General features: G+C 50.7%; 12 protein-coding genes, 3 pseudogenes and 1 other annotated feature. Of the genes and pseudogenes, 2 read left to right on the forward strand and 13 right to left on the reverse strand.

The genetic code is table 11. From position 1 onward, the window contains the following. Positions 1-34: 34 nt before the first annotated feature. The 9 genes and pseudogenes from rfbA to DXA97_RS10345 form a co-directional block, all read right to left on the reverse strand. Positions 35-937: a glucose-1-phosphate thymidylyltransferase RfbA gene (gene rfbA, locus DXA97_RS10300; protein ID WP_118542241.1), complete on the reverse strand. Its 903-nt coding sequence runs from the start codon at positions 935-937 to the stop codon at positions 35-37. 238 nt (positions 938-1,175) lie between these two features. After that, complete coding sequence (gene srtB, locus DXA97_RS10305; protein WP_243107623.1) at positions 1,176-2,084, reverse strand: class B sortase; 909 nt, start codon at positions 2,082-2,084, stop codon at positions 1,176-1,178. A gap of 26 nt (positions 2,085-2,110) precedes the next feature. Beyond that, positions 2,111-3,184 (reverse strand): peptide chain release factor 1, encoded by a 1,074-nt coding sequence (gene prfA / locus DXA97_RS10310; protein ID WP_118719901.1) that lies wholly within the window; start codon positions 3,182-3,184, stop codon positions 2,111-2,113. Between the two features lie 116 nt (positions 3,185-3,300). Then, complete coding sequence (gene prmC, locus DXA97_RS10315; RefSeq protein WP_207666279.1) at positions 3,301-4,335, reverse strand: peptide chain release factor N(5)-glutamine methyltransferase; 1,035 nt, start codon at positions 4,333-4,335, stop codon at positions 3,301-3,303. 233 nt (positions 4,336-4,568) lie between these two features. Next, positions 4,569-5,498: pseudogene (locus DXA97_RS10320) on the reverse strand (DUF1385 domain-containing protein); the annotation flags it as partial. 218 nt (positions 5,499-5,716) lie between these two features. After that, positions 5,717-5,920, reverse strand: coding sequence for a 50S ribosomal protein L31 (rpmE, locus tag DXA97_RS10330; RefSeq protein WP_118531274.1), 204 nt, complete (start codon positions 5,918-5,920; stop codon positions 5,717-5,719). A 163-nt stretch (positions 5,921-6,083) separates the two neighbouring features. After that, complete coding sequence (rho, locus tag DXA97_RS10335; protein WP_118719905.1) at positions 6,084-7,739, reverse strand: transcription termination factor Rho; 1,656 nt, start codon at positions 7,737-7,739, stop codon at positions 6,084-6,086. A 281-nt stretch (positions 7,740-8,020) separates the two neighbouring features. Continuing rightward, positions 8,021-9,361, reverse strand: coding sequence for an AAA family ATPase (locus tag DXA97_RS10340; protein ID WP_118719907.1), 1,341 nt, complete (start codon positions 9,359-9,361; stop codon positions 8,021-8,023). Positions 9,362-9,576: 215 nt separating this feature from the next. After that, a complete protein-coding gene (locus DXA97_RS10345; RefSeq protein WP_243107625.1) occupies positions 9,577-10,410 on the reverse strand; it encodes a polysaccharide deacetylase family protein in 834 nt (277 codons plus the stop codon). Between the two features lie 229 nt (positions 10,411-10,639). On the opposite strand from DXA97_RS10345, the gene DXA97_RS10350 reads away from it, so the two are divergent. Beyond that, entirely contained in the window at positions 10,640-11,629 is a 990-nt protein-coding gene (locus DXA97_RS10350; RefSeq protein ID WP_182436860.1) for a LysR family transcriptional regulator, read from the forward strand. A 345-nt stretch (positions 11,630-11,974) separates the two neighbouring features. Then, positions 11,975-12,181, forward strand: a complete 207-nt coding sequence (locus tag DXA97_RS10355) for a cold-shock protein (RefSeq protein ID WP_118531268.1) — start codon at positions 11,975-11,977, stop codon at positions 12,179-12,181. Positions 12,182-12,390: 209 nt separating this feature from the next. Here DXA97_RS10355 and rplL read toward each other — a convergent pair. From rplL to rplK, 4 genes and pseudogenes are all read right to left on the reverse strand, one after another. After that, positions 12,391-12,764 (reverse strand): annotated as a pseudogene (gene rplL / locus DXA97_RS10360) (50S ribosomal protein L7/L12). A 115-nt stretch (positions 12,765-12,879) separates the two neighbouring features. Then, positions 12,880-13,374 carry a 50S ribosomal protein L10 gene (gene rplJ / locus DXA97_RS10365; protein WP_118719912.1) on the reverse strand — a complete coding sequence of 165 codons (495 nt, stop codon included), beginning with the start codon at positions 13,372-13,374 and terminating at the stop codon, positions 12,880-12,882. A 33-nt stretch (positions 13,375-13,407) separates the two neighbouring features. Beyond that, positions 13,408-13,548 (reverse strand) — a sequence feature (ribosomal protein L10 leader region). A 48-nt stretch (positions 13,549-13,596) separates the two neighbouring features. Continuing rightward, a pseudogene (gene rplA, locus DXA97_RS10370) lies at positions 13,597-14,291 on the reverse strand (50S ribosomal protein L1). Positions 14,292-14,372: 81 nt separating this feature from the next. After that, positions 14,373-14,798, reverse strand: a complete 426-nt coding sequence (gene rplK, locus DXA97_RS10375) for a 50S ribosomal protein L11 (protein ID WP_118531260.1) — start codon at positions 14,796-14,798, stop codon at positions 14,373-14,375. Between the last annotated feature and the right edge of the window lie 48 nt (positions 14,799-14,846).

The raw sequence follows: 14,846 nt of genomic DNA on the forward strand, positions 1-14,846 counted from the left end.
AGTCTTCCAGATCTGCTTTGACAATTCGCTCTATTTACTTCATGTCGTTGCCGTGAAGCTTATCGATGTACTTGCCGTCCAGAACATCCTTTAAATAGCGGCCGTACTGGTTCTTCTTTAATACCTCATAGGTCTCCAGTACCTGCTCTTTGGTAATCCAGCCGTTTAAGTAAGCGATCTCCTCCAGGCACGCGATCTTGCGGTGCTGGTGGGTCTCGACAGTCTTAACAAAGTTGGTTGCCTCCACCAGAGACTCGTGGGTACCGGTATCCAGCCAGGTAAAGCCCTGACCTAACAGGGTGACATCTAACTCGCCGTTCTCTAAGTAGATGCGATTCAGATCAGTAATCTCCAGTTCGCCGCGGGCAGACGGCTTTAAGCTCTTGGCATACTCAACGACACGGTTGTCGTAGAAGTACAGACCAGTCACGCAATAGTTGGACTTCGGATGCTCCGGCTTCTCCTCGATGGAAATCGCCTTGCCCTCGCTGTCGAACTCGACGATACCGAAACGCTCCGGATCGTCTACATAGTAACCGAATACGGTAGCGCCTTTCTCTTTGGCTGCTGCCGCGCGCAGGCGCTTCTTTAAGCCCTGGCCGTGGAAGATGTTATCGCCCAGTACCATGGCAACCGGCTCGCCGCCAATAAACTCCTCGCCAATGATGAATGCCTGAGCCAGTCCGTCCGGGCTCGGCTGTACTGCATAGGACAGCTCCACGCCAAACTGGTGGCCATCTCCCAGCAGTGCCTCGAAACGCGGGGTGTCCACCGGAGTGGAGATGATCAGGATTTCCCGGATGCCGGCGTTCATGAGGACGGACAGCGGGTAGTAGATCATCGGCTTATCATAAATAGGAAGTAACTGTTTGGATGTTACCTTGGTCAGCGGGTACAGGCGGGTACCTGAACCGCCTGCCAGTATGATACCTTTCATAGTGTTCTCCTTCTAAAAACATAAAATACCGCCCGGGTCTCTTTTGTACAAACGGACAGTTTTAGCTAGTTTGTACTATACCACAGATGCGCTAAGAATGCAATCTTCGGACGGAAAGGAACCGGGCGGGAACTCGATTTTTATGAAATTTTTATCGATTTTTCAGGAAGCTGTAGAGGATTTCTGAATTTCTACTTTTCTTTTGTGTTGGGTTTTGCATTGGTTGCTGCAGTGGGCTTCACATTGGCTTCTGCGCTGGTTTTCGCATTGGTTTTCGCGTCGGTTGTTGCAGTAACTTCTGCGCCGATTTCTGGTACATTCCGCCCGGTTGCAGGCAGGAAGTTTCCGTCTTCATCAACCTCTGCCGCAAACAGCAGGTTCTGGCGTCGTTCTGCTCATAGCTGCAGGTCACCAGCACAAACATAGAGTCAAACGGCTTCTCCGGCACTTCGGCAAAACTGCACGGTGCCAGACGCTCACTCACCCATTTGTCAAACGATGCCTGGGACTTAAACGAGGTCTTGCGGACAATGCCATTAGAATCGCTGTAGTAGCAGCCAAGCGTCTTCAAATGGATGGTTCGTTCCGGCGTATAGATTTCAAAATAGCGGTGCGCCTCAAAGAAATCCTGGTCCTTGAATTTCACAACATCCTTGAACATGGAGCCATCCTTCATATGATGGCCGTAGATTGGATTGTTCCAGCCGCTGAAGTCCGGCTTGCTGTCGGCATCCAGATAAATGGTCCCGTACACGCTGTCCTTGCCCTCAAAATCCTTATGTAGATAATACTGGTTGTCCGGAGACTGGACGATCGGATAATCGATCTTGGTATCCGGCACCCGGATCCAGCCGATTGTATCCGGATTCGTCTCTAATAAAGAAGCAAAGTCGATCGGTGAAACATACGGTGCCTCGGTCTCCGCTTCGGTTTCTTCTGTTTCCGGCGGTGTGGTCTCTGCCTCCGTCTGGCTTGCAGCCTGCGCCAGACTCTCTTCGAGACGGCGCTGGGCTGCCGCATCCATCCACTCCTTCACCAGGCTGAGGGCACTGGCGATGATAATGAGCAGGAGGACGGCGATGATGAGACGGCGGGGAAGGCCGCTGGAGTTCTTTTTCGGTTTTTGGTCTTGTTCCATATCTGGCATAATATCTTTGACCCACCCTTTTCGCTTTAAATTTCGTTCATCTTCGCCAGCTTCGCTGCCTGGTCAGCTGCGATGCAGGCATCTAAGATTTCCTGAATATCTCCATTCATGATCTTATCTAATTTGTATAAGGTCAGGTTGATGCGGTGATCAGTGACACGGCCCTGCGGGAAGTTGTAGGTACGGATCTTCTCAGAACGGTCACCAGTACCAATCTGGCTGCGGCGCTCTGCCGCCTCCGCATTCTGCTTCTTCTCCAGTTCCAGATCGTACAGCTTGGAACGCAGAAGGCGGAATGCCTTTTCTTTGTTCTGCAGCTGGGATTTCTCGGTCTGGCTGTAGATGACGATTCCGGTCGGGATGTGGGTCAGACGTACTGCGGAGTCGGTAGTGTTGACGCACTGTCCGCCGTTACCGGACGCACGCATAACATCGATACGGCAGTCGTTCATATCAATCTGGACATCGACTTCTTCTGCCTCCGGCATCACTGCTACGGTAGCGGTAGAGGTGTGGATGCGTCCGCCGGACTCCGTCTCCGGCACACGCTGTACGCGGTGTACACCGGACTCGTATTTCATCTTGGAGTAAGCACCCTTGCCGGTGATCATGGCCTGAACCTCTTTGAAGCCGCCGATTCCATTCTCACTTAAGGAGATGATCTCTACTTTCCAGTGCTGGCTCTCTGCATAGTTCACGTACATGCGGTAAAGCTCTGCTGCGAACAGAGCTGCCTCGTCGCCGCCTGCACCGGCGCGGATCTCCAGGATAATGTTCTTGTCATCGTTCGGGTCCTTCGGCAGTAACAGGATCTTTAACTCCTGCTCCAGTTCTTCCACACGCTTCTTCGCGTCAGAAAGTTCTTCCTTGGCAAGCTCGCGCATGTCTTCGTCGCTTTCTTCTTCCAGAAGTGCCAGACTGTCTTCAATGTCCTGCTTTGCCTGCTTGTAGGCCTTGTAAGCCTCTACCAGAGGTGCCAGGTCCGCCTGCTCCTTCATGAGCTTACGGAAGCGGGTCTGGTTCTCGGTTACGTTCGGCTCGCCTAATTCCTGCATGATTTCCTCATAGTGGATGAGGATGTCATCTAATCTGTCAAACATGGGGTTCCTCCTATATTTTGTAATGGTACTGGTTTATGTTCATGGTTTGGTGCGTTCAGCCGCTTCCCAGTGATTCGCGGTCCTGCTGTTGCGTATGCTCTTTGTGTATGCTGTCCTTATTGCTCCCAGCAGCCGCATACCACGCGGTCCTTGCCCGGAAGGTCCTTGACTACCCGGACATTGGTAAAGCCTGCGTCTTCCAAAAGCCCGCTGACAGCTTCGCCCTGATCGTATCCGATCTCCAGGTAGATGCTGCCGCCCGGCTTCAGCCAGCTTCCGGCTTCTTTTGCAATCTGCCGGTAGAATTTTAAGCCGTCTTCCGTGCCGTCTAACGCCATCATCGGCTCATGCTCCCGCACCTCCGGTTCCAGAGTTGCAATGACTGCCGTTGGAATGTACGGTGGGTTTGATGTGATGACATCGAAGGTTTTTTCTTCGCTTTGCGGAAGGGCGGAAAACAAGTCGCCCTGGAAAAAGCGGATTGGTACCTGATGCGTTCTAGCATTCCGCTCTGCCACCTTTAACGCTTCTTCTGACAAGTCTGTGGCAGTCACAGATTCGAAGCCGCCCTTTACCGCCAGACTGATGGCGATACAGCCGGACCCGGTACACAGATCCAGCAGCTTCCGAGGCTTTCCCGGCTGCTCTTCCGATTGCTGTCCCCGCTGTTTTTTCTGCTGTTCTTCCGGTTGTTGTTCCTGTTGCTTTTTCTGCTGTTCTTCCGGTTGTTGTTCCTGTTGCTTTTCCTGCTGCTCTTCCGGTTGTTGTACCTGTTGCTTTTCCTGCTGTTCTTCTTGTTGTTTTCCCTGCTGTTCTTCCAGCACCAGCTCCACCAAAGTCTCGGTGTCCTGACGCGGAATCAGCACATGCTCATTGACAAAGAAGTCCAGTCCCATGAATTCCTGACTGCCCAGGATCTGCTGCAGCGGGACACGGGACGCACGCTTCGCAACCATAGCGCAGTAATTTTGAATCTGTTCCTGCACAGCCGCATCTGTTTCGGAGAGCGGACGCAGACGGTCCATTAAAAAATGAAGCAGATTTAAATCGAAGGCATTCAGAAGCAGCAGCTTTGCATCGTTTTCCGCGTCGGTATCGCCCGCCTGGCGGAGTATAGAACTGCCTTCGTTTAAAAGGTCGTAAAGTGTCATGATGCGTCCTCCGAATGCAGTGTTTCTTCTGATGTCAAGTCTGTGTTTTCTGCTGCACCGGCCTGCTCCTGCACTGTTGTCTGGCCAGTTGCTTTCGCTTCGGTTTCCGGAATTTCTGTCTTAGCATTCATGCTGTCGCCCAGAGCTTCGGCATCTTCAGTTTCCGGAATCTCCGTCTTAGCATTCATGCTGTCGCCCAGAGCTTCGGCATCTTCGGTTTCCGGAATCTCCGTCTCCGGGAAATTCTCCCGCAGGTATGCTTTCCAGTCAAACACAGCTTCAACTGCCGCGATTGCAACCTCAATCATGGAATCATCCGGCTCGCTGGTGGTCAGGTTCTGCATCCACAGTCCCGGCTTGCTCAAAAGATTGACAACCGGGTTGTCACTGCGGCCTGCCAGCCGTAAAAATTCGTATGAAACACCGGCAATGACCGGCACTAAAATAATGCGGCTTACCATGCGCAGCCATACATTATCGACCCGCACAACCATGAAGAACAGGATGCTGATCAGCATAACGATGATCAGGAAGCTGGTTCCGCAGCGCTTGTGCTGCTTGGAGCTTTCCCGCACATGGTCTACGGTGAGTGTCATGCCATGCTCGATGCAGTTGATGCACTTGTGCTCCGCACCGTGGTACATAAAGGTGCGGCGGATGTCCTCCATCCGGGAAATTACTTTAATATATGCGATAAAGATCGCGATGCGGATGAGACCTTCCAGGATTGCCATGATGGTATCGGAGTGGATGACCTGTTTGCAGGCATTTGCGATGAGCAGCGGCAGCACCATGAAGATGCCGATGGCCATGATCACGGAAAATACCATGACAACCGCCATAAGGACCTGCTCTACCTTCTCACCGAATACCTTATCCATCCACAATTCCAGCTTGCCTGGCTCGGAGTCTTCATCATCCTCGAAAAAACTTGCGGAAAAGCTTAAGGTCCGCATGCCAAGGATCATGGAATCCGCAAAGCTGAAGACGCCCCGCACAAAGGGGAGTCCGCAAAACGGCACCTTTTCCGTCATGCTGACGTAGGTGTCTTTTTTGACCTCGATGCCGCCGTCGGGCCTGCGCACCGCTGTGGCATACTGGTCTTTATTTTTCATCATAATTCCTTCAATGACGGCCTGACCGCCGATACCGGAATATTTCATTTGATCTGTATCTCCTTATATCTGTCCATGCAGAAGCCCGTTCTTTGCAGATCCGGGAAACTTTTTGCAGTCCGTAGGATCTGCTCGCGTCCGTAGGATTTATTCGCTGCTTCTGCAATCTTTATGAGAGCAATCTTTAAAATATCCGTATAAAGAAAAATAAGGCTGAGCCAAAGTGTCTCCACTTGAGTCTCAACCTTACTTCGCTCTCGTTATGCTTACGCCTTAACGCCGTATTTCTTGTTGAACTTATCGATACGACCGCGTGCAGAAGCAGCCTTCTGCTGACCGGTGTAGAAAGAATGACACTTAGAGCAAACCTCTACGTGGATCTCTTCCTTGGTGGAACCGGTAACGAACTCGTTGCCGCAGTTGCAGGTAACCTTAGCCTGATAATAAGCTGGATGGATTCCTTCTCTCATGATTTTCACCTCTTCACTTTCTCAATTATATAGTACTGTGATCGTCTAACGGTCTCGTTTGTACCGTTAAAATCACGCCACATCTATAAACAGCTCCATAATTGTATCATAGAAATATAGGCTTGGCAAGCATATTTTCTCGGATTTTCGAGATATTTTTAGGTTAGAACATCCGGCGCTTCTTCGCCACTTCCACGAATTCCCGGTTGCTGCGGGTCTGCGCGAACAGATCGAGGATGCGCTCCACAGAATCCTCCGGTTTTAAGCTGTTCGTCGATTTGCGGACAATATCCACAGCCTCGGCCTCATCGCGGCTAAGCAGCAGATCGTCGCGGCGGGTACCGGATTTTAAGATATCGATTGCCGGGAAAATGCGTTTTTCAGAGAGCTTGCGGTCTAATACCAGCTCCATGTTGCCGGTGCCCTTGAATTCCTCGTAGATAACATCATCCATGCGGCTTCCGGTGTCAACCAGTGCTGTAGCAAGAATTGTCAGGCTGCCACCCTCACGCATGTTGCGGGCTGCACCAAAGAAGCGCTTCGGCATATGCAAAGCCGCCGGGTCAAGACCGCCGGAAAGCGTACGCCCGCTCGGCGGGACTACCAGGTTGTAGGCTCTTGCCAGACGGGTGATGCTGTCCAAAAGGATGATCACGTCGCGTCCATGCTCTACGAGACGTTTTGCACGCTCGATCACCATCTCGGAAACGCGCTTATGGCGCTCCGGAAGTTCGTCAAAGGTGGAGTAGATGACTTCCACATTTTTGCCAACCACAGACTCCTTGATGTCGGTAACCTCCTCCGGGCGCTCATCGATCAGAAGGATGATCATGTGCATGTCCGGGTGATTGGTGGTCACTGCCTGTGCCACCTGCTTTAAGAGGGTGGTCTTACCGGCTTTTGGCGGAGACACGATCATGCCTCGCTGGCCCTTACCGATCGGCGCCAGAAGGTCGAGCACACGCATCGCGGTGCTGCTCTTTCCCGGAGTCTCCATATGCAGACGGCTGTTCGGGAAGATCGGGGTCAGGTCTTCAAAGTTCGGTCGGTGTTCCAGCGCACTGACCGGATAACCGTTGATATTGCGGATATACAACAGTGCTGCAAACTTTTCATTTGAAGTCTTTACACGGCGGATTCCGTTGATAATATCACCAGTCTTTAAGCCAAAGCGGCGGATCTGGGTCGGGGATACATAGACATCGTTCTCGCCCGGAAGGAAATTCTCACAGCGGATAAAGCCGAAGCCATCTGGCATGACCTCAAGGATACCGCTTGCCGGCACACCGCTGTCTACGCCCTCCGGCTGTTTCTCATTCTCTTCATCCCGCGCGTTCGGATACGGCTGGTCGCTGGTCTGGTCCATGTTCTGGGCCTGGCGAGTCTGGCGTGGCTGATATGGCTGCTCGTCAGTCTGCTCAATGTTCTGGGGCTGGCGAGTCTGGCGTGGCTGGTACGTCTGGTCTCCTGCCTGCTCCACATTCTGTGGCTGACGCTCCTGATACATCTGCCCGCCGGTCTGTTCCTGACGATTCTGGTAGGAGCGGTCTCCACTCTGGTTTTGGCGGCCCTGACGCAGCTGCTCTCCGTTTCGTCTTACCATGGTCGTGCGGCTGCCCTGGGGGCGGTTCTGGTGCAGGTTCCGGCGCGGCTGCTGAACATTTTCAACAGAATTTGTCTCGGAAGCGGCTACTCCGGCTGCACTGCAAAGTGCCTCGATCAGTTCTGCCTTTCTAAGGGAGGTAGCCCCTTTAATCCCCTGCTCTTTCGCCATTTCTTTTAATACAGCTACAGGTAATGTCTGTAATTTTTCTCGCATATATTTCTCCATTCTGAACTTTTATGTAGGTGGGATATAAAGTAAAGTTGTAACCGCAAAATACTAAGCAGTTACTATAAATAGATATCTTCTTAGAATACCGAAATGATGGATCCGGGCTGTAACGGCACACTAAAGAAGTGTTCCGACAGCCTGTTTTCATGATGCAAAGACCGCAGGCTGCTGTCTTTGCGTATAAGCTAATAAGGTTGCTGTTCACGCAACGTGTCCAGCACTTATTATAATAGATTCTTTTAGAAAAGAAAAGATTTATTTTCCCACTATTTCTCTTCGTCCTGCACAAATTGCCGCAAAAACCGCATATGTTCGACAATATTCGACTCATATCCGTTTTCCGACGGCCGGTAGAAGACCTGTCCTTCCATTCCATCCGGCAGATACTGCTGTTTTACATAGTGGTTCGGGTAATCGTGCGCATATTTGTAGCCGATCCCGTGCCCCAGCTTTGCAGAGCCGCCATAGTGAGAATCCTGCAGATGTACCGGCACCGGCATGGAGCGCTGGTTTTTCACGGCACTCATCGCCTCAAAGATTGCATTGCAGGCGGAGTTGGATTTCGGCGCAGTTGCCACATAAGTCACCGCCTGGGACAGAATGATCTGCGCCTCCGGCATACCGATGCGCTCCACCGCCTGTGCTGCACTGACTGCCACCATCAGTGCCCGTGGATCTGCATTTCCTACATCCTCCGAGGCACAGATCATAATGCGGCGGGCAATAAATTTGATATCCTCCCCTGCGTAAAGCATCCGCGCCAGATAATAGACTGCCGCGTCCGGGTCGGAGCCGCGCATGCTCTTGATAAAGGCAGAAATGGTGTCGTAATGGTTGTCCCCATCCTTATCGTAGCGCACCGCCCGCTTCTGGATACATTCCTGCGCCACCTCCAGCGTAATGTGGATCAGGCTGTCAGCCGGATCCCGTTCTGTGGTGAGCACGCCCAGTTCTACGGCATTTAAGGCCGCACGGGCATCCCCGCCGGAGACATCGGCCAGAAAATCGGCTGCATCATCATCGATCACGGCATGGTAGCTGCCCATGCCCTTTTTTTCGTCGTGTACTGCCCGCAGGATCAGCTCTTTTACATCATCCTTTTCCAGCGCCTTCAGTTCAAAGATCCGCGAACGGGATAAAAGCGCCCCATTTACCTCAAAATACGGATTCTCTGTGGTCGCTCCGATGAGGATCAGGGTGCCATCCTCCACGTAGGGAAGCAGATAGTCCTGCTGGCTTTTGTTGAAACGGTGGATCTCGTCGACAAAAAGGATCGTCTTTTTCCCGTACATGCCGAGCGCATCCTTTGCTTCTTTCACGACATCTTCCATGTCCTTTTTACCTGCTACAGTCGCGTTAATCTGGCGGAAACTCGCGCTGGTGGTGTTGGCGATGACCTTCGCAAGCGTTGTCTTTCCCGTTCCAGGTGGCCCGTAAAAAATGATGGAGCCGAGCTGGTCCGCCTTGATAGCCCGGTAAAGCAACTTGTCCTTTCCGATGATGTGTTTCTGCCCGACCACCTCATCCAGTGTGGTAGGGCGCATGCGGGACGCCAGGGGCGATTCCTGCTCCTGGGTGCTCGCTCTCATATAGTCAAATAAATCCATATGTATTTTCCTTCCTGTTTAACGCAGCGTTAGTTCCTGTCTGGCGCAGTGCTGGTTTTCTGGCCACCCCTGCGCTCATATCTGGCTTGCCCGGCAGATGTGCATTGCGTTCCAGTATAGTTGCGCAGAACTTTTTGCGAACATTTGTGCTTTTCTCTAGTATAATCTGCGTCGGCTGCGCAGTCAACCCGGAGCACGACCGGTTTTCTAACGCTTCAGTCCACCAGCAATTCCTCTACCGTCACAAATTCATAGCCTTGCGCCTGCAGATCATCGACAATCCGCAAAGCCGCCTCTACCGAGGTTGGAAAAATATCATGCATAAGAATGATGTCCCCATCCTTCACATCCTTTTCAACCCGCCGCACAATGCGCTTTGTGTTCTGAAATTTCCAGTCCAGGGAATCTACGTTCCAGAGTACCGTGGTCAGATTTACGCGGCATTCCAGCTGCTCATTCCAGGCTCCGTAAGGCGGACGCAGATATTCCGGGCGTTTCCCGGTGATGGACTGGATCAGCTGCTCTGTCTGCTCGATTTCCGCACAAGCCTGCTCTGCCCCCTCCTTTGTCATCTGGATGTGACGGTAACTGTGGTTGCCGATGAGGTGCCCATCTGCCTGCATCCGCTGTACCAGTTCTTCCTTTCCGGCAATATTTTCGCCCATAAGAAAAAAGGTTGCCTTCACGCCACGCTGCTTCAAGCCATCTAAGAGAGCCGGCGTGCAGGTCTGGTGGGGACCGTCATCGAAGGTGAGGGCAACCTGGGGAGAGTGATCCTGCGAGACATGATTCTGCGTGGCATGGTCCTGCGAAGCATAGCCTTGGGAAACGTGCTCCTGTGAAGCAACTTGCTGCCCATCGGCGGAATCGGCCTGCTGGAAAAACTCACCGTTTCCGTTTTGAGTCTCAAAAGACGAAACAGCCACACTGCCCGGATCGTTAGCATACCGCGCGATCGCAAAGGCTGCTCCAGTCAGGGCTCCATCTGCAAGAACCACTGCCAGCAAAAGCAGACTCAGCATACGAAATCTCCACTTTCCATTAGCCATAAGCTCCCTTCTCCTGTTTTCTATTCGCGATACTGTTCACGCATTGCGCAAGCAGCAGCTTTTATTTCATATATATCTATATCTGGGGGAAAATATGTTTTCTGCAATCGTTTTCCAGAATCGCAAAATATCCCTTGTCTTTTTTCAGTATAAGCGCTACAATGATGATGTCAAATATTTTGAAGTATTTTTATTTTACTTCATTAATTCCGATATTAGAAAGCAGTTCATGGAAATTAGAAACCTGATTACATTTACCAAAGTGGCTGAGACCCAGAGTCTCTCAAAAGCTGCAGCAGCTCTGGGGTATGCCCAGTCAACCGTCACCATGCAGATGCAGCAGCTGGAGCAGGAGCTGGGGACCCAGCTTTACGAGCGCGTAGGCAGGCAGATCCGCATTACCCAGACCGGGCAGGAATTCCTCACCTATGCAGCCGCGATCATCCGCATGTCCGAAGAAGCGCTGATGGTTGGAAAACAAGATAACTCCACCGTCACCGGCTCATTGCGGCTAGGCATTCTCAGCCCGCTTGCCGGGCCGGACATCAGCAGTCAGCTTGCGCAGTACCTGCAGAAATATCCACAGGTGAAGCTGCGGGTGGAAACCATCCAGGACCCGGAGCTATTGCTTTCCCATCTCCGGCACAACGAGGTGGATCTTGCGCTGTCTCTGGGTAGCCGCTACACTGGTGAGGATCTCATTCATGCGACAGAGGACCAGCCGACTCCGCTCCACCTTTATGTTGGAAAAGGGCATCCGCTGGCAGGGCAGCAATCTGTAACACCGGAAGAGCTCTCTCTTTATCCGTTTATCCGAACCGGCTATTTTGAGGCAGGTCTGGAAGCACTTCCATGTGCCGCCTCCAGACAGATACAAATTTCTGACCCGGGACTCGCCCTTTCTGTTGCGGCGGATCATTGCACAGACAGACTGTTTCGCACAGGCAAAGCAGATGGCATGCACGGCACCCCTGACGCAAATACATGCACTACAGATGCAACCGGCACATCCAGCAATGTATCAGGCCATGCACATACAAACGCCATGGTTCTGGCTCCCGAACTGATTGTCCGGCAGCACCAGGCTGCAGAGCAGCTTGTTCCGCTGGACTATGAAGTTTCCGCGTCAGCTTGCTGGCTGCAAGTTCTGTACCACCGGAATAAATGGCTCACCGGAGCCATGAAAGCCTGGCTTTCCAGTCTGGAAACCGGTTTATAAAACCTTTTTTATTTATATTTTATTTGTTTGACAACTTTTCCCTATTTTGGTTTGGCATAGTGTGCGCGGCCGGCTACTTTCCCCGGCCACGCACCCATCACACTATTTAATCTGCCCCGCAAATCAGGGGATTTGCAAATATTATTCCTACCACTTTAGCATATTAAGAAATGCCGAAATTGCTTGACAGATTTGGGGTTGGGTGGTAAACTCACAATGTATTTTGATATGAGCTTTTGATTCACATATTTTTGTAAGTCAAGAAGTACATTCCCGATTTACAAAAATATGTGATTTTTGTTTCATACGAAAATACAAATTTTATTTTTTATAGGAGGTACCACAATGAATAACGGTACAGTTAAATGGTTCAACGCTACTAAGGGTTATGGCTTCATCACCAACGATGAGACTGGCGAGGAAGTATTCGTACACTTCTCCGGTATCGTAGCTGACGGCTACAAGACCTTAGAGGATGGCCAGAAAGTTACCTTCGATACCGCTGAGGGCAACCGTGGTCTTCAGGCTGTTAACGTTCACGTTGTAGCTTAATTTACCACCTAGAAAATGAGATACCCGGAACTTCACGAGGAGTTCCGGGTATTTTTTATTCTCGTTTTTGCTCAGAATTTTCTGTGAACAGTTTCCTGTTACCAAATACATGCTCTTTATCATGTGTTCCATACATAATTCCCGCACGACAGAAAAACCCCGGAAATCCTTGCGGATTCCGGGGTTCATAGCTCTTTGTTGAGTTTTAATTACTTCAGGGTAACTTTTGCGCCCTCAGCTCAAGTTTAGCCTTGATGTCCTCAGCCTCTTCCTTAGAAGCGCCCTCTTTCAGGACTTTCGGAGCACCGTCAACTACGTCCTTAGCCTCTTTCAGACCAAGACCGGTAGCTTCACGTACAACCTTGATAACTTTAACCTTGTTCGGGCCAACCTCGGTCAGCTCTACGTCGAACTCGGTCTTCTCCTCAGCTGCCTCGCCTGCGCCAGCTGCTGCTGCAACTACAACGCCTGCTGCTGCGGATACGCCAAACTCTTCCTCACAAGCCTTTACCAGCTCGTTCAGCTCTAATACGGATAACTCTTTGATAGCTTCGATAAACTCTGCAGTGGTTAACTTTGCCATTTTAATTTCCTCCATTAAAATAATTATATTTCTGAATCAATGATAGTTCGATATGATATCGAATTGCTTACTTCTGAATGTTCATGCGGCTGACCGCAGGATGATGTTCAGATAATTAAGCCTCTGCGCCCTGCTGCTCAGCGATCTGGTTAAGCACACGAGCGAAGTTGGTGATCGGAGACTGGATGCTTCCCAGTAACTTTCCGAGAAGTACTTCTCTGGACGGGATGGTTGCGATAACCTGCATACCCTTCTGATCATAGTAAGTACCTTCAACAACACCAGCTTTGATCTCAAGCTTGTCTGCCTTCTTAGCAAACTCAGCCAGGATTCTTGCCGGAGCTGTAGCGTCATCCTTAGATACAGCGATTGCGGTCGGTCCTTCTAAATCCGGATCCAGAGCTGCAAAATCGGTACCCTCAGCTGCACGCTTGATCATGGTGTTCTTGTATACTTTGTAAGCAACACCAGCTTCTCTTAACTGCTTACGCAGCTCGGTATCCTGAGCAACAGTAAGACCACGATAGTCTACTACTACTGCGGATGCAGCGCCGTTTAACAGCTCGGAGATCTCAGCTACGATAGGCTGTTTTAACTCAACTTTAGCCATGAATGTCTTCCTCCTGTTTTATTATATAACTGGAGACTGCAAGGAAAAGCCCCACTGTCAGACAGAGGGGCTCTACAAATTCGTCATGAAATACAAATTGTACGTTCCTCGGTAGGTGGTTGTAACCTTACGCCTTACGGCACCTACTGTCTTCGGCAGTCAATACTTGTGTATGATAACATACTATATTCGGATTGTCAATCAGTTTTTTGCAAAATCTGATTAAGCCATCAGCTTAACTACGTTCAGCTTAACGCCCGGTCCCATGGTAGAGGTCAGGGTTGCGCTCTTGATGTAGGTACCCTTTAAGGTAGCCGGTTTTGCTTTGTTGATTGCATCCATAAGCGTCTGGAAGTTGTCCGCTAACTGCTCCTCAGTGAAAGAAGCTTTACCCACTGGCACGTGGATGATGTTGGTTTTATCAAGTCTGTACTCGATCTTACCAGCTTTGATATCGTTGATAGCTTTGGTTACGTCCATGGTTACAGTACCAGCCTTCGGGTTTGGCATTAAGCCTTCGGTCCAAGTACACGGCCCAGACGACCAACAACACCCATCATATCCGGGGTAGCTACAACTACATCGAAATCTAACCAGCCCTCGTTCTGGATCTTCGGGATCAGCTCCTCAGCGCCTACGAAATCTGCGCCTGCAGCCTGAGCCTCATCAGCCTTTGCTCCCTTAGCGAAAACAAGGATTCTGGTAACTTTACCAGTTCCGTGCGGCAGAACTACTGCACCACGGATCTGCTGGTCAGCGTGACGTCCGTCACAACCGGTTCTGATATGAGCCTCAATGGTTTCATCAAATTTAGCTACAGCAGTCTTCTTAACAAGTGCGATAGCGTCTGCTGCATCATAAAGAGTAGCGCGGTCTACTGCTTTAGCCGCTTCTACGTATCTCTTTCCATGTTTCATAATAAAATAACCTCCTAGTGGTATTGTCGGGGATGTTCCCTCCCACGTATTTAAAGTTTCATCTCAGTTCTGTATGAGGGATTACTCCTCAACAGTGATACCCATGCTTCTTGCAGTACCTGCAATCATGCTCATAGCTGCTTCCAGACTTGCTGCGTTTAAGTCAGGCATCTTGGTCTCAGCGATCTTCTGAAGATCTGCCTTAGAGATGGTAGCAACTTTGGTCTTGTTCGGGGTTGCGGAACCAGATTTGATCTTGCAAGCTTTCTTTAACAGAACAGCTGCCGGCGGAGTCTTGGTTACGAAGCTGAAGCTTCTGTCTGCGTATACGGTAATAACAACCGGGATGATCAGATCGCCCTGATCTGCAGTTCTTGCGTTGAACTCCTTGGTGAACTGTACGATATTAACGCCGTGCTGACCGAGTGCCGGACCAACTGGCGGAGCAGGAGTAGCCTTGCCTGCCGGAATCTGTAATTTGATGTAACCAGTTACTTTCTTTGCCATGATAATGACCTCCTAATAATGTGGTATTGTCGGGGGTGTCCCTCCCAC

The sequence above is a fragment of the Clostridium sp. OF09-36 genome (genome assembly GCF_003481985.1).
Taxonomy (GTDB): Bacteria; Bacillota; Clostridia; order Lachnospirales; family Lachnospiraceae; genus Brotaphodocola.

What these genes read in the sequence shown, in the direction of transcription:
- rpmE (WP_118531274.1), bottom strand. Translation starts at nt 5,920, where the DNA reads ATGAGAGAAGGAATCCATCCAGCTTATTATCAGGCTAAGGTTACCTGC.
- rfbA (WP_118542241.1), bottom strand. Translation starts at nt 937, where the DNA reads ATGAAAGGTATCATACTGGCAGGCGGTTCAGGTACCCGCCTGTACCCG.
- DXA97_RS10345 (WP_243107625.1), bottom strand. Translation starts at nt 10,410, where the DNA reads ATGGCTAATGGAAAGTGGAGATTTCGTATGCTGAGTCTGCTTTTGCTG.
- DXA97_RS10355 (WP_118531268.1), top strand. Translation starts at nt 11,975, where the DNA reads ATGAATAACGGTACAGTTAAATGGTTCAACGCTACTAAGGGTTATGGC.
- rplK (WP_118531260.1), bottom strand. Translation starts at nt 14,798, where the DNA reads ATGGCAAAGAAAGTAACTGGTTACATCAAATTACAGATTCCGGCAGGC.
- prfA (WP_118719901.1), bottom strand. Translation starts at nt 3,184, where the DNA reads ATGTTTGACAGATTAGATGACATCCTCATCCACTATGAGGAAATCATG.
- DXA97_RS10340 (WP_118719907.1), bottom strand. Translation starts at nt 9,361, where the DNA reads ATGGATTTATTTGACTATATGAGAGCGAGCACCCAGGAGCAGGAATCG.
- rplJ (WP_118719912.1), bottom strand. Translation starts at nt 13,374, where the DNA reads ATGGCTAAAGTTGAGTTAAAACAGCCTATCGTAGCTGAGATCTCCGAG.
- srtB (WP_243107623.1), bottom strand. Translation starts at nt 2,084, where the DNA reads ATGCCAGATATGGAACAAGACCAAAAACCGAAAAAGAACTCCAGCGGC.
- rho (WP_118719905.1), bottom strand. Translation starts at nt 7,739, where the DNA reads ATGCGAGAAAAATTACAGACATTACCTGTAGCTGTATTAAAAGAAATG.
- prmC (WP_207666279.1), bottom strand. Translation starts at nt 4,335, where the DNA reads ATGACACTTTACGACCTTTTAAACGAAGGCAGTTCTATACTCCGCCAG.
- DXA97_RS10350 (WP_182436860.1), top strand. Translation starts at nt 10,640, where the DNA reads ATGGAAATTAGAAACCTGATTACATTTACCAAAGTGGCTGAGACCCAG.